General features: G+C 45.9%; 18 protein-coding genes. 9 read left to right on the top strand and 9 right to left on the bottom strand.

What is annotated here, in order from left to right:
- Positions 1-85: 85 nt before the first annotated feature.
- Positions 86-751: an NAD(P)H-dependent oxidoreductase gene (locus tag M1D69_RS17030; protein ID WP_044163631.1), complete on the top strand. Its 666-nt coding sequence runs from the start codon at positions 86-88 to the stop codon at positions 749-751.
- 34 nt (positions 752-785) lie between these two features.
- On the opposite strand, the gene M1D69_RS17025 is transcribed toward M1D69_RS17030, so the two are convergent.
- Positions 786-5162 (bottom strand): multifunctional 2',3'-cyclic-nucleotide 2'-phosphodiesterase/3'-nucleotidase/5'-nucleotidase, encoded by a 4377-nt coding sequence (locus tag M1D69_RS17025; RefSeq protein WP_458105420.1) that lies wholly within the window; start codon positions 5160-5162, stop codon positions 786-788.
- A gap of 242 nt (positions 5163-5404) precedes the next feature.
- Here M1D69_RS17025 and M1D69_RS17020 point away from each other — a divergent pair, with 242 nt between their 5' ends.
- The gene (locus tag M1D69_RS17020) at positions 5405-5923 is read left to right on the top strand and encodes a type 1 glutamine amidotransferase domain-containing protein (protein ID WP_059336024.1); all 519 of its coding nucleotides are present in this window, start codon (positions 5405-5407) and stop codon (positions 5921-5923) included.
- Between the two features lie 34 nt (positions 5924-5957).
- On the opposite strand, the gene M1D69_RS17015 is transcribed toward M1D69_RS17020, so the two are convergent.
- Together M1D69_RS17015 and M1D69_RS17010 are read right to left on the bottom strand one after the other, a co-directional pair.
- The gene (locus tag M1D69_RS17015; RefSeq protein ID WP_458105421.1) at positions 5958-7154 is read right to left on the bottom strand and encodes an MFS transporter; all 1197 of its coding nucleotides are present in this window, start codon (positions 7152-7154) and stop codon (positions 5958-5960) included.
- A gap of 163 nt (positions 7155-7317) precedes the next feature.
- Positions 7318-7533: a DUF1128 domain-containing protein gene (locus tag M1D69_RS17010; RefSeq protein WP_044163637.1), complete on the bottom strand. Its 216-nt coding sequence runs from the start codon at positions 7531-7533 to the stop codon at positions 7318-7320.
- A gap of 198 nt (positions 7534-7731) precedes the next feature.
- On the opposite strand from M1D69_RS17010, the gene M1D69_RS17005 reads away from it, so the two are divergent.
- Genes M1D69_RS17005 through M1D69_RS16995 form a run of 3 tightly spaced genes read left to right on the top strand, consistent with a single transcriptional unit; the run spans position 7732 to position 9395 of the window.
- A complete protein-coding gene (locus M1D69_RS17005) occupies positions 7732-8202 on the top strand; it encodes a low molecular weight protein-tyrosine-phosphatase (RefSeq protein WP_059291648.1) in 471 nt (156 codons plus the stop codon).
- An 18-nt stretch (positions 8203-8220) separates the two neighbouring features.
- A complete protein-coding gene (locus M1D69_RS17000; RefSeq protein ID WP_458105422.1) occupies positions 8221-8544 on the top strand; it encodes a hypothetical protein in 324 nt (107 codons plus the stop codon).
- A gap of 23 nt (positions 8545-8567) precedes the next feature.
- Entirely contained in the window at positions 8568-9395 is an 828-nt protein-coding gene (locus M1D69_RS16995) for a YihY family inner membrane protein (RefSeq protein WP_458105423.1), read from the top strand.
- A 223-nt stretch (positions 9396-9618) separates the two neighbouring features.
- Here M1D69_RS16995 and M1D69_RS16990 read toward each other — a convergent pair.
- Together M1D69_RS16990 and M1D69_RS16985 are read right to left on the bottom strand one after the other, a co-directional pair.
- Positions 9619-10769 (bottom strand): IS3 family transposase gene (locus M1D69_RS16990; RefSeq protein ID WP_458105424.1). Its coding sequence is split into 2 segments (ribosomal slippage): positions 9619-10496 and positions 10496-10769, totalling 1152 coding nucleotides; the frame shifts between segments, so codons are not numbered across the junction.
- 116 nt (positions 10770-10885) lie between these two features.
- Entirely contained in the window at positions 10886-12061 is a 1176-nt protein-coding gene (locus tag M1D69_RS16985; RefSeq protein WP_458105425.1) for an MFS transporter, read from the bottom strand.
- A gap of 167 nt (positions 12062-12228) precedes the next feature.
- Between M1D69_RS16985 and cax the strand changes: the two genes are divergently transcribed.
- Both cax and M1D69_RS16975 read left to right on the top strand, forming a co-directional pair.
- Complete coding sequence (cax, locus tag M1D69_RS16980; RefSeq protein WP_458105426.1) at positions 12229-13284, top strand: calcium/proton exchanger; 1056 nt, start codon at positions 12229-12231, stop codon at positions 13282-13284.
- 70 nt (positions 13285-13354) lie between these two features.
- Complete coding sequence (locus tag M1D69_RS16975; RefSeq protein WP_458105427.1) at positions 13355-14149, top strand: YfkD family protein; 795 nt, start codon at positions 13355-13357, stop codon at positions 14147-14149.
- A gap of 34 nt (positions 14150-14183) precedes the next feature.
- Here the strand turns inward: M1D69_RS16975 and mscC are convergent, their stop codons facing one another.
- Positions 14184-15026: a mechanosensitive ion channel protein MscC gene (mscC, locus tag M1D69_RS16970; protein ID WP_458105428.1), complete on the bottom strand. Its 843-nt coding sequence runs from the start codon at positions 15024-15026 to the stop codon at positions 14184-14186.
- Positions 15027-16148 carry a radical SAM/CxCxxxxC motif protein YfkAB gene (yfkAB, locus tag M1D69_RS16965; protein ID WP_059291645.1) on the bottom strand — a complete coding sequence of 374 codons (1122 nt, stop codon included), beginning with the start codon at positions 16146-16148 and terminating at the stop codon, positions 15027-15029.
- 145 nt (positions 16149-16293) lie between these two features.
- On the opposite strand from yfkAB, the gene M1D69_RS16960 reads away from it, so the two are divergent.
- Together M1D69_RS16960 and pdaA are read left to right on the top strand one after the other, a co-directional pair.
- Positions 16294-16479: an SE1561 family protein gene (locus M1D69_RS16960; RefSeq protein WP_010333401.1), complete on the top strand. Its 186-nt coding sequence runs from the start codon at positions 16294-16296 to the stop codon at positions 16477-16479.
- A gap of 99 nt (positions 16480-16578) precedes the next feature.
- Entirely contained in the window at positions 16579-17370 is a 792-nt protein-coding gene (gene pdaA / locus M1D69_RS16955) for a delta-lactam-biosynthetic de-N-acetylase (RefSeq protein WP_458105429.1), read from the top strand.
- A 34-nt stretch (positions 17371-17404) separates the two neighbouring features.
- Here pdaA and M1D69_RS16950 read toward each other — a convergent pair whose 3' ends face one another.
- Both M1D69_RS16950 and corA read right to left on the bottom strand, forming a co-directional pair.
- A complete protein-coding gene (locus M1D69_RS16950; RefSeq protein ID WP_458105430.1) occupies positions 17405-18268 on the bottom strand; it encodes an NAD(P)-dependent oxidoreductase in 864 nt (287 codons plus the stop codon).
- A gap of 99 nt (positions 18269-18367) precedes the next feature.
- On the bottom strand, positions 18368-19327 hold the full coding sequence (gene corA, locus M1D69_RS16945) for a magnesium/cobalt transporter CorA (RefSeq protein ID WP_458105431.1): 960 nt from the start codon (positions 19325-19327) through the stop codon (positions 18368-18370).
- Between the last annotated feature and the right edge of the window lie 101 nt (positions 19328-19428).

The raw sequence follows: 19428 nt of genomic DNA, 5'->3' as shown, positions 1-19428 counted from the left end.
TATCATACAAAAATGTGCGTACTTTTACTTTTTGTGAGAATGGCTACAATAGAAGTGAGAGTAACCAAAAGGAGAGGTGCTTAACATGGCAGATGTAAAGAAACAAATTCTGGACGCATACAATTTCAGACATGCGACAAAGGAATTTGACCCGAATAAAAAAGTATCAGACAGCGATTTTGAATTTATTTTAGAAACAGGAAGACTGTCTCCAAGTTCACTCGGCCTTGAGCCTTGGAAATTCGTTGTTGTTCAAAATCCCGAATTCCGCGAAAAGCTTCGCGAATACACATGGGGCGCGCAAAAGCAGCTTCCGACTGCAAGCCATTTCGTCCTGATTCTGGCGCGTACAGCGAAGGACATCAAATATAATGCGGACTACATCAAACGTCATTTAAAAGAAGTAAAACAAATGCCGCAAGACGTGTACGAAGGCTACCTGAGCAAAACAGAGGAGTTCCAGAAACACGATTTACATTTGCTTGAAAGCGACAGAACCCTGTTTGACTGGGCATCCAAACAAACCTATATTGCGCTTGGCAACATGATGACAGCCGCTGCGCAAATCGGCGTTGATTCCTGCCCTGTGGAAGGCTTCCAATATGATGAAATTCATCGCATTCTTGAAGAAGAAGGCCTTCTGGAAAACGGAAGCTTTGATATTTCTGTTATGGTGGCGTTCGGTTACCGTGTGCGAGACCCTCGTCCGAAAACAAGATCTGCAGTTGAAGATGTTGTGAAATGGGTATAAAAAAGTAAGCTGCTCGCTAAGCGAGCAGCTTTTTTTATGCCTGATTCGCTCTGTTCTGTTTTCTTCTCTGATGCAAGTACAATGCTGTTCCGAGTGCGCTGATCAGAAATCCGGCCAGCAGGATGGAATACATGGAGGTGGCTGTGTCAGGAAGCAAGCCGCCAGCCGGTCCGTCGGTTCCCGATCCGCCCGATCCATTTGTCGGTTCAGTGCCGGGAGGTGTTTGATCGCCGCCTTTGCCGTCATTCGGCTGCTTTCCGCCTGGATTGTCGGACCCTCCGCCATTCTTGCCGTCATCACCGCCGCCTGTCGGCTGATCGGACGGGAACGCCGGCGGTTTATCGTGAGCACCGGAATTTAAGATCGTGTATTCGCTGAAGTGGTTTGTGTATCCTGTCACCATATCATCGTCAACTGATCCTTTTTCTGTCTTTGTAAAAGTTTTCTTTTTCCGGTCGACATGGTAAATGGCAGGATTGTGAGCTTGTTCAATATCAAACATCCGAAGCGATAGCTCAACCGGTTCCTTGAATGATTTCACTTCTTTTCCTTTTTGCTTCACTGTAAAGTCATATACATTTGATAGGGAGACGTTTAATTCTCCCTTAGATTTGATTCCGATTTCAGTGTTCGCGGTTTTGATATTCGCCATTGGAAGCTTCATGCTGTACCAGTAGTTGAACACCGTCAGGGAAGGATCTAATTCTCTATCCTTCAATAGCTTGACTTGGTCTTTTTTCATTTTTAGATGGATTGGTTTCTCTTGTGATCCTTCTGATGTTTCATAATAGACAAACGGCTTGTTGGCATTTTTGGCATAAATCGCAAATTTGTCTTCATCGAGTGTCCAGCTTCCATCCTTCTGCTTTGTCGGCAGGAATACTTCTTTGATCCGTCCTTCGATTTTAGGAGAGACCTTGTCACCAAGCTTTTTCAACTGTTCGGTGAAAATCTCATAATCTACGTAGCCAAGGTCTTCACCATGGGAAGCTTCTGTAAAGACAGAGTATCCGTCTCCACCTGCGCCGACAAAATGATTTGTTGCGACGCGGTAGGTATCATCTGTATTCAGATCAACTTTGTCTCCGTTAGGCGATTCGATTTTCACGTCTAACACACGGTGTCCAGGTTCGTTGTTTAATGTAAAGGTATATTCAATTCCGGCCACCTGAGGGAAGGCCCCGCCTCCGTTCTCCACATTGCTTAATCCTTGTTCAAGAGCTTCTTTGATTTGTTTTCCGGTCAAATCAGCCACGTAAAGCGTGTTGCCGAACGGCATTACGTTCAGTACTTCGCCAAGTGTGATCTTGCCTTTGTCAATGCCTGCTCTGATGCCGCCGCCATTTGTAATCGCAATGGTGGCGCCGGCTGCTTCTTTCGCTTTCGCAAGCATGCCGTCCGCGATGAAGTTTCCGAGGTTCGTTTCCTTCGTGCGCACATGCTCACGCTGGCCGTCAAGGGCCACATCCGTGTAGCCGACTTTTTCATTTTTGACGTCCTCTAATTCTTTTTTGAACTGATCGAGCTCTTCTTTTGCTCCCGCGTTTTCTTCAGTATTCTCATCAATCGGCAGTACGCTTAAATTTGATTTGTCTGTTTGAACGACACCGTCATCATCAAACGCAACATTGACACGCCCTAAGAATTGGCCGTATTCTTTTGCCTGCGCCACGATTGTCGGTTCGTCGTTTTCCACGACTTCCATTTTATCCACGAGAGTGTGGGTGTGTCCGCCGATGATCAAGTCAATGCCTTTCACTTTTTTGGCTAGCTCAAGATCGCGGTTATGCCCAATGTGGGTGAGCGCGATAATTTTGTTTACTTTTTCTTCTTCCTGAATCGTTTTCACGGTGTTCTGCGCAGTTTTAAATGCGTCGTTAAATACAATGCTTTTGCCCGGGCTTGATGTTGTGGCTGTGTCTTCTGTTGTCAGTCCGAACACGGCCACTTTCTCGCCGTCAACGTCTAACAGAATGTACGGATGGATGCCCGGCTCTTTCTTTTCTCCCGCAGTATAGGTCTGCGGCTTTTTGACATATGATTTTAGCTTAGGTTCATTTGATACATCCACATTCGCGCTGACGATTGGGAAATTAGGCGCTTCAAAGTGATAGCGATTCGCCGGATCGACAGTTGTGCTGTTCCCGCTGAGAAAGTCAGAAAGAACGGACGGACCTTTATCAAATTCGTGGTTTCCGAAGGTCATGGCGTCATAACCCATCAAGTTCATCAGTTTCAGGTCGGCTAAACCGTTCCATTTCGTGAAATACAGGTCGCCGGAAAACACATCTCCCGCGTCAAGCAGGATGTTGTGGTCTGTTTCGTTTCTTACTTCGTTGATTTTCGTCATTCGTCTGGCTGCGTCATCAAGGTGCGCATGCGTATCATTTGTATGCATGACGGTAAGATCCCATAATCCGCCTTCAGGAGGATCGGTATCTGAATCGTCGTCAAATTGAAGCTTGTACACGCCATAGCCTTCATTTGATGAATGTCTCACGTAAGCGACATCATCGGCTTTGTCCGCAAAAGGCTTGGCTAAAAGCGAAGATTCAAACGTCAAATTCGTGCCGGAAACCGGTGCAATCGACCAGTTGTTATCGGCTTTTGGATTTAATGTTTTCTGTTCAATAATGTAATCCATCAGTACCTGTCTGTTTTCAACTGCGGAGCCGTGGACAATCTTATCACTCGTCAGATGAGGAAAACCGCCGCCGCCGGAAGCGCGGTAATTATTCGTGACTACGAGAAATTCCTGGCTCGGGCTGATCGGTTTGCCTTCATAGGAGAGGTTGATGATCCGGCTTGAATCCGCGTTAATCACTTTTCCGTTTTCGTTGTATTTAGCCGGTTTTGTGATATCGACCTGATAGGTGACGCCGTCAATCACGTCAAAGTTGTAGGAGCGGAAATTCTCATTCAGCAAGGCCTGGTCGCCGCCTTTTGACGAATCGATATGATTAAATTGTCCAGCTGACATGTCGAGCCAGTCCTTCACCTCGCTGCCGGTCAGCTTCACGATCTGGAGGGTATTATCGTACAGATACAAGTCTCCGACGTTTTTAATCGCAAGATCCCCGGCCGGAATGTTTGTATAGTAATTGGCACCGTTTCTGCCGCCGGCTTTAAACGGCGCGCCTGCTGACAAAATCGGAAGATCTTTATACTCGGTATCCTTCATTTCATTTTCCGCGTACCATTTTTGCGCATCTGTCACAATTTGAATAGAAGGGTCGTCCTTGACTTGTGCAAAGAAGCTGTTAATGTCGGCTTCTGTTTTTCCGACAGGCTTTCTGACATATTCCAGTGTATTTTGATGTGTTTGCTGAATGGCTTTTGTGACGGCTTCGTTTCTGGATGTGACGCTGCCGGAAATTGATTCGATGCTGCCCTTGGAATCTGCGACCTTCCACGAGCCGTCTGTTTTTTCAAGCTTGAGGTCAATGACGCCTAAGTATTTGCCCCAGCTGCTAGGCATGACGACCGGAATGCCGTTAATGGTTCCTTTTTCAACATCGAACTGAGCGGCACCCGCATATTCTGCGGAAGGGAAGAGTCCGTGCTGATGGCCGGAGACAATCGCATCAATGCCCTTTGTTTTCGTGGCCAGGTCAAAAACGGCGTTTTCTGCACCTGACGATTGCGCCCGCTTTTCAATACCGGTATGGGCAAGGGCAATAATGACATCCGCGCCTTCTGCCTTCATTTTCGGAATCGTTTCATTGGCAGATTCGACGATATCCTGCACCCGAACCTGTTCTTCGAGATTCTTTTTGTCCCAGGTCATGATTTGTGGCGGGACAAAACCTATGTAGCCTACTTTGATCTTCTGTTCGTTTCCGTTTTCATCTGTGACTGTTTTCTCGTTAATTACATAGGGCGTATAACGGTGTTCGCCGCCAGTTGTTTTCACATTGGCGTTTACAATCGGGAAATCGGCTCCTTTGATTGTGCCGTCGAGAAAGTCGAGCCCGTAATTGAATTCATGATTGCCAAGTGTTCCTGCGTCATACTTCAGCGCGTTCATGGCGCTGATAATCGGGTGGGGTTTCGCGCCGGAGATAATGTTGTTTTTTTCGTATTTCACCGCGTATTCGCCCAGCGGATTTCCCTGAATCAAGTCACCGTTATCCACGAGCAGGGTGTTTGGGTTTTGCTCACGGTGCTTTTGGATCAGCTGTGCCGTTCTGGCAAGCCCGAATTCTGTCGTTTCTTTGTCGCTGTAGTAATCGTAATCCATCATGTTGGCATGAATATCAGTTGTAGCCAAAATACTGAGATTCACTTGAGGAGCCTTGTTTTCTTCTGCATGAACGGGCGGTGTTGGGAGGATTAGGCTAAGTATCATAATTGGGGGCAGCAGAATACGGAGAATGTTACTGACGTCTTTTCGTCTTTTCTGTATTCTCACCAGTTCTCCACCTTTCAACGAAATTTGTGTTACTGGTTCTATTGTAAGAATATTTTGTAAGCATTTGTAGATGTTTCTTTATGATTATTGTAAAAGGGAGAAAAATAAGTATTATGTATCATCTTTGGGTGATGTGGATTGGGTCATTATGCTTACCGTATATCAGCTCTGCAAAATGTTTATTATATTGTGGCTGGGGTAGAGTGTTTTATGTAGACATATTAAGGGGGAGGTTATCAATCATGGGTAAAAAAATCGCAGTTGTGCTGACAGATTATTTCGAAGACAGCGAGTATACTGAACCAGCCAAAGCATTTAAAGAAGCGGGGCATGAGCTGACCGTTATTGAAAATGAAAAAGGGAAAACCGTAAAAGGCAAGCAGGGGAATGCGCAAGTCACAGTCGATGCGTCCATTGATGACGTAAACCCTTCCGACTTTGACGCGCTATTAATTCCGGGAGGTTTTTCACCTGACCAGCTTCGTGCCGATGAGCGTTTCGTCCAGTTTACAAAAGCGTTTATGACGGACAAAAAGCCGGTATTTGCGATTTGTCACGGCCCGCAGCTGCTGATTACTGCTAAAGCGCTGGAAGGCAGAAAAGCGACAGGTTATACGTCCATTCGTGTAGATATGGAATACGCGGGGGCCGATGTCGTCGACCAGGAAGTCGTGGTTTGCCAAAATCAATTGGTCACCAGCCGCACGCCGGATGACATTCCTGCATTTAACCGCGAATCTTTGGCGCTGCTTGAAAAATAACAAAAACGGACGCCCTGCGGGGACGTCCGTTTTTTCATGATAGCTTGGAACCTGCGGTCAGTTTATTGTATCTGTAATACAAAAAGGCAGCAGAGGCTGTTCCGATGAGGGCAATGCCGAAGTCGAACATAAAGATATGGGCTATGCCTCCCGCTTTTGCGATGAGCCCGGTGGCGATCGGCAGCAGAATCGAGGCAATACTTGAAGCTGTCGCAACAATTCCGGTGACGGTGCCTTTGCGGTTCCAGAAAAGCTCTGTCATTAATGTAATGGTAATTTGAAACACACCCGCGGTTGAAAATCCTAAGAAAAAGGCTGTGATGTCCAGTACAACTGGGACGTGAACTGTCAGCATAACGGCAAGCGTACATAATGTAATAATCGGATACAGCAGCGTAATCATCACTGGTTTTACCCATCTGTTCAGCAGAAGGGCCAATAATAAAACAGATACCAAAGCGCCTATACTATAGTAGCTCAGCAATTGTACGGAAGCTGATTCAGCTAACCCTGCAGCCTTTTGGGCGAAGCTTGGAAGCCAGATTTGAGATACTGTGAATAAAGCCGTTGATGTAAAACCAATGATAATCAGCGCGGCGCCTTCTTTCTTCATGTCGGGTTCAGATAAGAAAGCAGGAGATCCCTGTTGCCCGGTGCTGATGGGCTGTTTCTGTTTTTTTGGCAGCGAAACCGCTGATAAGCAGAGGATGTTCAGCACATAGACAGCTGCCGGCAAATAAAATGCATATCCGTAGAACAGGCTATGGTCTGCCAAAACTGTAATCAGGAGCGGCAAAAGAGCGCCCCCGAGAGACATAAAAGCTTTTACCAAGACATTCGCCGAGCTGGGAGCAGTTGGGAAGAGCTCCGTTAAAGCCGGATATGTTCCTGCGTCCATGGCCGAATTTGCGACTCCGGCTAATAAAGCAAACACAAACGCAAGTTCATAACTCGGTGATAATGGAATACCGATTAAAAAGACAGCCATCATTCCGGCGGAAGCCACAATAAGCGGTTTTCTGCCTATTTTATCTGATAAAACGCCAGATATTCCGTATGTCAGCAGCTTGCCGAATCCGATAGCCGCGATCACATAACTGATGCCTGTCGGGTCGGTATTCCACTGTTTCGTTAAGGAGGACATGTTGGATGCGAGAATGATATTGACCATTCCGAGCAAGAAGTAGTTGATGTACATTCCGGTTGCTGTTTTGACGTATTTCGTTTTCATTCTAGTACTCCTTCAAAATCTTATTCGGTCATTTGCTGTATTCGCCGGTCTCAGGAAGCCCGGCGCCTTGCTGCCGCGTCTTTCCGGCTCCCTAATAAACGAAAGCAAAAAGAATCATCTTCATCAATAAGAAAAAAGACTTGCCGGATGTCGGCAAGCCCCATTATTTTCGAAGTGATGCAAGTTCTTGAGCGATCGCCTGCATCTCGCTCGGGCTGAATGCTGCTTTTTTCATCACCATTTTATGAAGGTAGGTGAGGTCCTCTATTTTTTCGTCGCTGAAGTCTTCCGCTTTGATAACCCCGACATTCAGCATGTTCAGTTTTTGTGATATCTCTTCAATCATTTGAGTTAATGTTTCTGTATTTTGGCTGGACAAATGATTCCATCCTTTCTTTCGCGTTTGGTATGTTTTATTCTAACAGAATTCCATCAGAAAAAAACCCTATTCTCATTTCGGCCATTTATTTCAAAAAAGTGGTGACATCAGTTGAAAAGTGATTGAACATCCTACTAAGATAGCGGTAAAGGTTTCTTTTTAGAGAAATATGGGCAATGAATAGGGAGGTTGCGCAACATGATCAGCGTGTTATTTGTTTGCTTGGGAAACATTTGCCGGTCTCCGATGGCGGAAGCGATATTTCGGGACTTGGCAGCGAAAAAAGGATTAGAGGGGAAAATCAGAACAGACTCAGCCGGCATCGGCGGCTGGCACGTCGGCAATCCTCCGCATGAAGGAACGCAGGAGATATTGCACAGAGAAGGAATCAGCTTTGAAGGCATGCTGGCGCGCCAGGTGCGCGAACAGGATTTAACCGATTTTGATTACATCATTGCGATGGATGCAGAAAATATCGGAAGCCTGAGAAGCATGGCGGGTTTTAAAAAAGCCGCACAGATCAAGAGGCTGCTTGACTACGTTGATGATTCAGATCTTGCGGACGTTCCCGACCCTTACTACACTGGGAACTTTGACGAGGTCTACCAATTGATCAGATCGGGCTGTGAGCATCTGCTTGCATCCATTCAAGAAGAAAAACAATTGTGAGGGAAAGGAGAGTTCATCATGAATAATGAACGCTGGTTGCTGAAAGGTGTCATTCTCGGAGCTGCGGCAGGCGCGGCGCTATCCTTGCTCCATAAGCCGACGAGACAGGCTTGCGGCATGAGATGGATGACGTGCAAGCATAAAATGACTCTGTACAAAAACAATCCTGAGCTATTGAAAAACAATGTCATGACAAAAATTGATGAAGCCAAACAGCTGGCCCAGACGCTGTCAGATGAAGTCGGCTTCGTTAATCAGCAAGTCAAAGAGCTGAAGAAAACAACGCCGAAAGTGATGGAGCTGGTACAGGAAACAAAGGAACATTTTACAAAAGATAAATGATTAAACATTCGAGGTGAGACGACATGAACTTTCTGAAAGAGCTGTTCGGCAGATACACCCTTCATGAGGGGCAAAGCAAATCTGCGGAGCTGGCGTATTTTTTTCTGTTATCGCTGTTCCCGTTTTTGATGTTTATGCTGACGCTCACCGCGTATCTTCCGATTTCCACAGATGACGTGCTGGGGGTTGTAAAACAATACGCTCCCGGAAGTGCGATGTCCCTCGTTGAATCCATTACCCACCAAACATTAAATGACCGAAACGGCGGATTGCTGTCATTCGGGATCATCGCGGCGTTATGGTCTGCGTCTAATGGAATGAATGCCATCGTCAGATCGTTAAACCACGCGTATGAAGTGGAGGAAAACCGCTCTTTTATCATTGTACGTCTAACCTCAATTTTTCTGACGATCGCCATGGTGTTTACCATTTTAGTTGCCTTGCTTCTGCCGGTATTCGGCCGGCAGATCGGAATGCTTGCTGCGGACTTTGTCGGCGCTTCGGACCTGTTTTTATCCATCTGGACTGCGATCCGCTGGGGAGTCAGCCCGCTTGTGCTGCTGATTGTTTTTTCCGCTTTGTACGTCATCGCGCCTAACAAAAAGCTGTCGCTTCGCTTTGTAATGCCGGGTGCGCTGTTTGCGGCCATCGGCTGGATTGTTGTCAGCACCCTGTTTTCGTTTTACGTCAGTACATTTGCGAACTATAGCGCCACATACGGAAGCATTGGGGGGATCATCGTCCTGATGATCTGGTTTTACTTAAGCGGGATTCTAATTATTTTAGGGGGAGAAATCAACGCGCTTTTACATAAACGTAAAAAGCTTCCTGATGAAAATCCCTACAATTAGCGCACCCTATAAAGGAACTTCAGTTCAAAAATGATCCGGGGGGCAAAACGTGATGACAAAGCATACGAAAAAAGGCGGAAGCCATAACAAACAGAATTCAAAGAGCAAATCGAGTCATAAAACAAGCGGAAGTGCCAACGGACAAAACGGCTATCATTAGAACAAAAGCCTCCTGACTTTGTGGGACTGACCCCCGTTTTTGAGACAGGGATCAAAATACCTTTTATACAGCCAATTGCCGATAGCTTATCGGTGATTGGCTGTTTAGTTTCGTTTGAATACGAATGTTGTTATAATAATAAATGTATTCTTTGACAGTGCGTTCTACGATGGCGGTCGTGGTTCGATCAATGCTGTTAAGATAGAACGTTTCAGACTTTAGTGAGGAATGAAACGATTCGATGGAGGCATTATCAGCGGGCGTCCCTTTGCGGGACATGCTCATGGTAATGCCTTTTGTATTAACAGCTTTTTGATACTCGTAAGATGTATACACAGATCCTTGGTCACTATGTAACACGCAGTTCTGAGGCAGTGTTGGCAGTTGATCAAGTGTGTTTAAGACAAAGTCTGTGTCCTGCTTATCGCCAATCGTAAAAGCAATCACTTCTCCATTGTATACATCTAATATACTGGAAAGATACAATTGTTTCTGTCCATAAGGCAAATATGTGATGTCCGTTACTAGTTTTTCAAGAGGGCGATCAGACTGAAAATTCCGATCCAATATATTATCGACCACGGCATATGGCTGTCCATTCTTCTTGCGCTTTTTCACCTTAACCCGGCATTGCCATTGATTTTTCTGCATAATACGCTGAACCGTTTTATGGTTGATACGCATTGTCTTTTTTAGTATGGCTGTGATTTTCCGATATCCATATCGATACTTGTGCTCTCGGCACAACGTGCCGATTTGTTTTTCAAAATAGCGCTTGGGATGATCTTTCGTCTGATTCTTCTTCCAACGATAATAAGACGCTCGAGAGATACCTAAATGAATACAGATATCCTGCACGGTCATTGTGCTGCGCAATCCTTCTACAAGTTCGACTGACGTTTCGCTATCAACTTCCTTTCCAATTCGTTGTACTTTTTTAAAACTTCATTTTGTTGTCTCAGATAACGATTCTCTGCCTGCAGTTTCTCTAAATCGGAAGCATACTCCGGCCCTTTTCCGTAAGTGTATTGCTTTCCAACAGGCTGTTCGAATCGATGTGTATCCCCAGCCTTATGCCATCTAACCCACGTCTTAATCTGTGTCTTATTCTTAATTTTTAATTTCTCCATGATCTCTTTCATAGGCACGCCTGCCAATCTCATTTCTACAGCCTTCTGTTTCACTTCAACCGGATAACTCACTCTTGTCCCCATAGAAAAAACACCTCCAAGTCTTATTTCGGATAACAACGATCCGTTTTCAAACTAGAAGGTGTTTTTTATTTGTCTCATCTTATGGGGTCAGTCCCTTTGTGTCAGGAGGCTTTTTCTTATGAAGAGGAAGAATAGGTCTCAGCCGCTGGCCAGCTTTTCGGTTTGCCTAAAGCGATAGCGAGCCAGACAGCGGCCAGAATGAGGGTGATCAAATAAAACAAGTTAGCGCTTTCGAAGGTTTGCATATACCAGCCGCCTGCGATCGGTCCGAAAATGCTGCCGAGACTGAATGAAATGCCGCAAAGCAAATTCCCCGCCGGAAGCAGGTGGGACGGAAGAAGGTCTGTCATAAAGCTGATGCCGAGTGTAAAGGTTGACCCGACTGCCATGCCCGCAATAAAGAAGCAGCAGCCGATCACGTAAGGAAAAGGGAACACGCCTGCAATGAGAAAGCAAAAGGCCCCCGTCAGCAAAATCACAAGCAGCACATTCCGTCTTCCGTATTTATCGCTGAGAATGCCGAGCGGGAATTGAAAAATAATGCTTCCGATCGCAAATGCAGGAAGAATCAAAGCGACAGCGTCCACAGATAAACCGAGACGCAGCGCATACACAGGAAAGCTTCCATTTAATGCAGTCTCCAGAAATCCGTACCCGAACGTAGGCATAAACGCCACCCATGCAAACAGCGTAGCCTGGTAAAAGCGTCTGAAACTATTGTCCGATTTGGTTTCGTGAGGGCTGGTTTCCGGGTATGCATTTTGTAGCAAGAAAACAAAGAGCCACGCAAGCAAACTGATACAGCCTGACACGATAAAAGGCAGTGCCGGACTCAGCTTAACAAACGGGACCATAAATGGGCCAGCAGCAAAACCAAGGCCAAAGGAGAGTCCGTAAATGGAAAGATTTCTCCCGCGGTTTTGCTTTGACGACATGGAGGTCACCCACGTTTGCGTAGAAAAGTGAAGCATATGGTCGCCGATCCCGATGAAAAGACGAAGCAGGAACCACACCCAAACCGACTGAAGCCAAATGAACCCGAACAAGCTTAAAATGACGATGCTTCCGCCAATGACGATCAGCGGTTTGAAGCCCAGTTTTCTAAGCGGGGCCTCCATAAACGGAGAAGCCAATAGCACTCCGATGTACAGCCCGGTCGCATGCAGGCCGTTCATCGCCGCTGATTCACCATTTGTTTCAAAGATAATCGAGATGACGGGCAGCAGCATGCCTTGTGAAAACCCGGATATGGAAACGAGCAAAACCAGAATGAAAAAATGCATTCGTGACATCGTGTCTGTTCTCCTTTGCGAGATCTATGTTGATCGTACACCGATTTCCAAAAGCCGGCAACCTGAAAAAAGCCTATATCGCGCGCAAACATTTGACCTCGTGTAATCATGATGATTTTTGTGAAGAATAAAAATAAAACAAGTCATACAAAAGGAGTCAATTCACTATGAATCGTATCTTTTTTATATTAGTGGCGGCTGGTATTCCGCTTTCTGTTATCGGCAGTTTGATGCACTGGCCTTCTGCCATTCTCTTTGCAGTCTATTGTGTAACGATTATTGCTCTGGCAAGCTATATGGGAAGAGCGACAGAATCGCTGTCCATTATTGCCGGGCCGCGGATCGGCGGTCTGTTGAACGCGACCTTCGGGAATGCGGTTGAGCTGATTATTTCGCTATTTGCATTAAAGGAAGGCCTTACAGGAATCGTGCTTGCCTCTTTAACAGGTTCAGTGCTGGGAAATCTCCTGCTGGTTGCGGGCTTATCGTTTTTTGTCGGGGGTTTAAAATACAAGCGGCAGGAGTTTAATATCCATGATGCACGCCATAATTCCGGGCTTTTGATTTTCGCCATTATTGTGGCGTTCGTAATTCCTGAGGTGTTTTCGGTTGGAATGGGGGATACAAGCAAGCTTAATTTAAGCATCGGGATCAGCATCATTTTGATTCTGTTATATGTGGCGGCTCTTTACTTTAAACTTGTCACGCACCGCGGTGTATATCAGCCGAACAATGCTGTCCAGCCTGAGGAAGAGGAGCAGCCGGAATGGTCAGGGAAGGTTGCCACGATTGTTTTGTTTGCGGCAACAATTGTCGTGGCGTACATATCCGAAAACCTGGTGCACACATTCCACTCGGTTGCTGAACAGTTCGGCTGGAGCGAGCTGTTTATCGGGGTCATCATCGTTGCGATTGTCGGTAATGCGGCGGAACACGCGTCAGCCATCATTATGGCCTATAAAAATAAAATGGATATTGCGGTGGAGATCGCTGTCGGCTCCACTTTGCAGATTGCCATGTTTGTCGCGCCGGTTCTCGTGATCTGCTCTATCTTTTTCCCGGTAAGCATGCCGCTTGTGTTTACACTGCCAGAGCTTGTCGCGATGGTATCTTCCGTTCTCTTGATGATTGCCATTTCGAATGATGGTGATTCCAACTGGTTTGAAGGTGCCACGCTGCTAGCGGCTTATGTCATTATGGCGATCGGCTTTTTCCTTCTTTAACCTGAAAAAATGATGGATAACAACAAAGCGGGATGAAAAGACTAAGGGAAAATGCGATAGAAAGAGTGATATGATGAAAAAGCTATTTCATTCCACACTTATTGTGTTGTTATTCTTTAGTTTTTTCGGCGTTCAGCCCATCCACGCGAAGAAGCAGTTTAAGGTGCCGAATTCTGTAGCAAGCATTTCGAAGGAAAACACGTATCCGAATCCTTCACAGGATCAGCCGATGCTTCAGCCGAGCAAGCTGGCTAAGGAACTGCTGAGTTCATCAGAGGTACAGATCGAAAATCCGCACCTCATCAAAATGCTGAACGAGTCTACGGTCTCTGGCACACCGCTTGCGGTCGGCTACCGAGCCACAATATTTCTCGGGAAATGGGCGCTTGGATATGAATCGAATGAAACAGTCGCCAACTGGGAGTATAAAAAAATCAATACAAACCGCGCGGATAACCGCGGCGGAAAACAAACGGCTGAAATGCATTATGACCAAGAGCAGCAATATAGAGTAACGGGCGGCCTGACAGCAAAAGTTCCAAACACGGAAGATGTCAAAAGCATGATGATGCTGAAGGCGATGAAAAAAACAAATCTTCCGCTTGCATTTGAAACGGTCATCGGAGCGGGAACAAAACGAGATCAAATTTATAAAGTCGCTCCGAAAAAACTCGGTTATTTAAACGCATATGCTCCGGCTGTGAATGAAAAAGGGAAAGTGACTTACGGAGAAGTCTATTTAGTGCTCAAAGGCAATAAACGAAAACTTGTAGTGAAAAATGTCACGTCACAGGGAATTGGCGCGTGGATTCCGGTTCAAGACCATGTCACGTTTAGCTTCCAGCTTTCCTCACAGCCAAGATAAACAAAAAACTGATTCCATTATGGAATCAGTTTTTTTATTGGGTTCTTTCGATTCTTACAGCTTCCTCAAGCATTTGCACATTGTTTTGGTACAGCTGGCGAACGAGAACCCGTCTGGCGGCAAGGCTGGCGCTGAAATAATCTTCATCCCGGACCATGCCCTTTACGGTAAATTCAACCCCGCGGTTGATTTTATTCAAAGCGGTGATGCCGTGTATTTGAAAAGGCTCTATCAGGTTTCCGAATTCATCCCGCTTCAGTGAATCGCGAAGCTCTTCATTCAGCATGTCGCACGCTTGCTCCAGCACACTGTATACACGATCTGGATCTTCTTTAAAGCTGATGAGAAAGGATTCGGTAATCCGCATAAAATCAATATTATAATTTTCTATTTGTCTGACCTCGCCGTTGCTGATGGTGAGAAGCTTTCCGCTCCATTCACGAATTTGCAGCGAGCGCAGGCCGATTTCTTCGACGGTGCCGTTAAATAAATTGTTTACCGTCACATAATCGCCTTTATGAAGCTGGCGTTCATAAATTAAAAACACACCCGCCAGCACATCCTTAATCAGTGATTGGGCGCCAAAACCGATGACGATACCAGCTACGCCCGCCCCGGCTAAAATCTTGCCGAAATCATGCACAAATAAAGAAATAACATAAAAGATGAAACCGATCGTCGCCGTATATTGGGTGATAGAACGGACAAGGCTTTCAATGGTTTTCTCTTTTCTTTCTTCAATAAAGTCCGTCCGTTTAAAAAATAACTGCACCAAACGGTTAATGATAAAAACACCGATCCACAAAATGACGGCGACGAGGAGAATATCAACGATTTTATTCTGAAAAATCTCCATAAGTGTTTCTTCCATCCGCATCTAACTCCTGGCTTGACGTTTTGAAAAATCTGTATCCTGGTAGTAGCTGTTTTTGACGAGAACGTTTGGTCCGAGGCACCGGACATTCGGGCAGTGGCAGTTCAGTTCTTTGGCCAGCTTTGTTTCTCTCCACTTTTGATAGGCGGAAGGCAGGCTGTCCGTCTGTATATTGCCGAGCGGCGGTGTATCGCCAAAGTCGGTCACAATAATATTCCCGTCAAAAATATTGACATTCAGGCGCGACCGGCCGTCAGGGTCATTTCTCACTGTCACGTTTTTCGCCGTGCGAAGCCGGCGAAGCAGCTCTTGATCCTCTTCGTCAGGACTGCATGCGTAAAACGGCAGTGTGCCGAACAGCATCCATGTCTTTTCATCACGAATATCCAGCAAACGGTGAATCGCCTGTCTCATGTCCTTCAGGCTGAGAGATTCAAGGGCGCTCGCAAAATCACTCGGATACATCGGATGGATTTCATGACGCTGACATTTCATATCTTCTGTGATTTGGCGGTGAATATGCTCAATGTGCGGAAGTGTGCGTTTGTTCAGCATCGTTTCCGCTGATACCATCACTCCGGCATCCACTAGCTTGCGGCTGTTTTCGATCATTTTATCAAAATAGCGCGCGCGCTGTTCGAAGGTCGGTTTTCTGTCCATCATAGCAAAACCGATTTCCGCAAATTCTTCAACCGTTCCCCAGTTATGAGAAATATGTAACACATCAAGATACGGAATAATCCATTCGTATCGCTCGATATCGAGAGTCAGGTTTGAATTGATTTGGGTCCGCACCCCGCGCTCGTGGGCGTATTTCAATAACGGCACGACATATTCCTTTACAGATTTTAATGAAAGCATCGGCTCTCCGCCTGTAATACTGATGGATCTGAGACGGGGAATTTCCTCCAGCCGTTTTAACAGAAGATCTATTGGCAGAGCATTCGGGTCTTTGGGCTGCAATGTATAGCCTACAGCGCAATGCTCGCATCTCATATTGCACAGTGTCGTCGTTGTAAATTCAACGTTCGTCAGCTGCATATCTCCATACTGGTCGACATCCATATAGGCTTCCCAAGGGTCGAACTCAGGTGTAATCGGACGCAGCTTCGTGTTTTGTGTCATGACTATCTAACTCCTTTATAAATGGGGCATACTAACGCTGCCAACAGTTAATTTTAGACCTGATTTGCCAAGATCGCAAGTAGCGGGGCGATTGAAAAACAGCAAAAAATGAGCTACCATAATAAAAAATGAATGGAGGCGCAGAATGGGGAACGCAGTAAACAATAAAGATCAGCAGCTTGATTATTTAAAGAACAGACTAGACATGTTTATGAACGTCATCGATTCATTAGACCCTGAAGCAACAGACGTTGAAGATATAGACAGGCTCATCGGCATGCTGGATGACCTGGAAGCCAAATATGAACGATTTAAAAAAGACTGGGAATAAAACCGCGCATGCCGCGGTTTTTTATATTGGCATAAAGCGTCAGTATAAAACAGAGCGCCTTTCTATAAAATAAGAAAAAATGCAGAAGGAGCGCTGGCCATGAAGTGGATGTGTGCAATATGCTGCGCCGCCGTCCTGCTTGCAGCAGGAGCAAAACAGGCAGATGCGGTACCGAATGAGCCGATTAATTGGGGCTTTAAGCGAAGCGTTAATCATCAGCCGCCAGATGCGGGAAAACAGCTGAACAGCCTGATCCAAGAATATGACGCGTTTTATTTAGGCAATACAAAAGAAAAAACAATTTATTTAACATTTGATAACGGCTACGAAAATGGCTATACGCCAAAGGTGCTTGATGTCTTAAAAAAACATCACGTGACAGGAACGTTTTTTGTCACCGGGCATTTCGTGAAGGATCAGCCCGAGCTGATCAAACGGATGTCGGATGAAGGGCATATCATCGGCAACCACTCCTTTCACCATCCGGATCTGACGACAAAAACAGCAGACCAAATTCAGGACGAGCTTGATTCAGTCAACGAGGAAGTTTATAAGATCACGGGAAAGCAGGACAACCTGTACTTACGGCCGCCGCGCGGCGTGTTCAGTGAATATGTGCTGAAAGAAACAAAACGCATGGGCTATCAAACCGTTTTCTGGTCCGTCGCTTTTGTCGACTGGAAAATCAATCATCAAAAAGGAAAAAAATACGCCTACGATCACATGATCAAACAGGCGCATCCGGGTGCGATTTACCTGCTTCACACTGTCTCCAAGGACAATGCCGAGGCGCTGGACGATGCGATTACCGACCTGAAAAAACAAGGCTATACCTTTAAAAGCATTGATGACTTGATGTTTGAGAAAGAAATGAAGCTGCCGTCTTTGTAAGCAAGAAAGCCTCTCCGCAATGGAGAGGCTTTTACTATTTTTCTATGCATTTTATTAATGCGGCCCAATCTAGGTTTCCAAGCCCTTTTTCAATACCGCTTTCAAAATGGCTTTTCGCCAGCTCGGCAAGAGGGAGGTTTGCAGAAACCTGCTCCGCGGCGGCGAGCGCCAGATTGGTGTCCTTCAACCCTAATGACATTTTAAAGCCCGCCGGCTCAAATTTCTGCTCAGCCATGATGGTTCCGTAATTTTGGTAGACAGGAGAGCTAAAGAGCGCGCTGGCGATTTCTAAAAATTGTTTTTGTTCTAAACCGAACTTCTCCATCATTAAGAATGATTCAGATAACGCCTCCAGCATAGATACGAGCAGGAAATTGATGCTGATTTTCGCTGCGTTTGCTGTTTTGCTTTCTTCGCCGACGTCAAACACTTGCTGACTCAAGCTTTCGAGCAGGGGTTTTGCTGTTTTTTTCGCTTCCGCGGGTCCTGCCGCTATAATGCGAAGCGCGGCTTTTGCGGCGGCATCCGGTCTTCCCAGCACAGGAGCCGCAAGGAAGGATTGTCCTTTTTCTGCATGGGCGGCCGCGAGTTTTTCTGAGAACTCAACACTGATCGTGCTCATCGACATGTGAATGCCATTCTCTGATAATCCTTCAATCAATCCGTCTTTGCCGAATGTCACGGCGCTGACAGAATTGTCATCAGAAAGCATTGTCACAACGATATCAGCGGTCTCGGCCGCCTGGCGCGGCGTTTCTGCCACTTGGGCGCCTTGGGATGAGAATTCTTCCGTCTTTTCTTTCGTCCGATTGTATACTGTCAAATGATAGCCTGCTTGAAGCACGTTCCGGGCAATGGGCTGTCCCATATTGCCGAGTCCGATTACAGCGATTTTCAATCTGATCACTCCCTGAACATTTTTTTCATTATATACAAAATGAACAGGATATGCTGGAAATCGGCTTACCAAAATAAAAAGAACAGCTTCACGCTGTCCTCATTTAAAGATGTTGAACCATCCTTTATGTACAAACCATATCAGCATGCCGGCCACAAGAGCGGCCATCAGGCCAAGCACAGCGAAATATCCGTATTTCCAGTGAAGCTCCGGCATGTTGTCGAAGTTCATGCCGTAAACGCCGGCGATAAACGTGAGCGGGATAAAAATCGTAGACACGATGGTCAATGTCATCATAATTGCATTCATCCGGTTCGAATTCAGTGTCACGTAGCTGTCACGCAAATCGGACGTCATGTCGCGGTTAGATTCCACAATTTCTGAAAGCTTTAATAAATGATCGTAAATATCGCTGAAGTATGCCTTTGTTTCCCGCTGCTCTTTCACATGGTCAAGGCTTAAAATCCGATACAATAAATCACGCATCGGAATAATGGTCCGCCTAAGATGCAATAGATCTGTTCTGAGGTCAAACACCTCGCTCATCAGCGTCCCGTATGTTTTGTGGCTGCGGCTGTCTTCAATCTCATTCAGCCGGTCTTCTATTTTGTACACCAGAGGAAAATATTCATCAACAAGCTGATCCATGATCATGTAAGAAATATGCCCCGGCCCTTTTTTAAACATGTCCGGTGAAGCATATAATCGCTCCCGCACTTTGGCGATACCGGGCGTTTCGTGTAAATGAAAGGTGACGACAAATGTTTCGCCTTGAAAGATATCGACTTCCTCGGTCTCAAGTGTTTCCTGATTCAGCGCATGAAGCACGTAAAAGCGATAGCCGTCGTAATGGTCAAGCTTCGGGCGCTGCATATGCTGAAAGCAATCTTCAATCGCAAGCGGATGAAAATGAAAAAAATCTCTCAATAACGCGGTTTCCGTTTCCTCCGGGCCGTAAAAATCAACCCAGTACCACGCAATATCCGGCTGTTCAACCCGTTCGATCGGTATATTTTTCAAAAGCTGATGCTGTGTTGTGATAGCGGTAATGTTGATCATAAACAACCCTCCACCTGCCATTATATCATGCGGCCTTTTTCAGAAAAGTATACAGTGTTTTCTACAGGTTTCCAGCGGCGTGGTATACTGAACAAAAAACG

The sequence above is a fragment of the Bacillus sp. PK3-037 genome, assembly GCF_054161355.1.
Note: the sequence above shows the minus strand (reverse complement) of the source record. Positions and strands in the feature narration are given on the sequence as shown.

Excerpts from the sequence above, each read along its gene's own strand:
- M1D69_RS17030 (WP_044163631.1), top strand. The coding sequence starts at position 86 with ATGGCAGATGTAAAGAAACAAATTCTGGACGCATACAATTTCAGACAT.
- M1D69_RS17020 (WP_059336024.1), top strand. The coding sequence starts at position 5,405 with ATGGGTAAAAAAATCGCAGTTGTGCTGACAGATTATTTCGAAGACAGC.
- M1D69_RS17015 (WP_458105421.1), bottom strand. The coding sequence starts at position 7,154 with ATGAAAACGAAATACGTCAAAACAGCAACCGGAATGTACATCAACTAC.
- M1D69_RS17005 (WP_059291648.1), top strand. The coding sequence starts at position 7,732 with ATGATCAGCGTGTTATTTGTTTGCTTGGGAAACATTTGCCGGTCTCCG.
- M1D69_RS17000 (WP_458105422.1), top strand. The coding sequence starts at position 8,221 with ATGAATAATGAACGCTGGTTGCTGAAAGGTGTCATTCTCGGAGCTGCG.
- M1D69_RS16995 (WP_458105423.1), top strand. The coding sequence starts at position 8,568 with ATGAACTTTCTGAAAGAGCTGTTCGGCAGATACACCCTTCATGAGGGG.
- M1D69_RS16985 (WP_458105425.1), bottom strand. The coding sequence starts at position 12,061 with ATGTCACGAATGCATTTTTTCATTCTGGTTTTGCTCGTTTCCATATCC.
- cax (WP_458105426.1), top strand. The coding sequence starts at position 12,229 with ATGAATCGTATCTTTTTTATATTAGTGGCGGCTGGTATTCCGCTTTCT.
- M1D69_RS16975 (WP_458105427.1), top strand. The coding sequence starts at position 13,355 with ATGATGAAAAAGCTATTTCATTCCACACTTATTGTGTTGTTATTCTTT.
- mscC (WP_458105428.1), bottom strand. The coding sequence starts at position 15,026 with ATGCGGATGGAAGAAACACTTATGGAGATTTTTCAGAATAAAATCGTT.
- yfkAB (WP_059291645.1), bottom strand. The coding sequence starts at position 16,148 with ATGACACAAAACACGAAGCTGCGTCCGATTACACCTGAGTTCGACCCT.
- M1D69_RS16960 (WP_010333401.1), top strand. The coding sequence starts at position 16,294 with ATGGGGAACGCAGTAAACAATAAAGATCAGCAGCTTGATTATTTAAAG.
- pdaA (WP_458105429.1), top strand. The coding sequence starts at position 16,579 with ATGAAGTGGATGTGTGCAATATGCTGCGCCGCCGTCCTGCTTGCAGCA.
- corA (WP_458105431.1), bottom strand. The coding sequence starts at position 19,327 with ATGATCAACATTACCGCTATCACAACACAGCATCAGCTTTTGAAAAAT.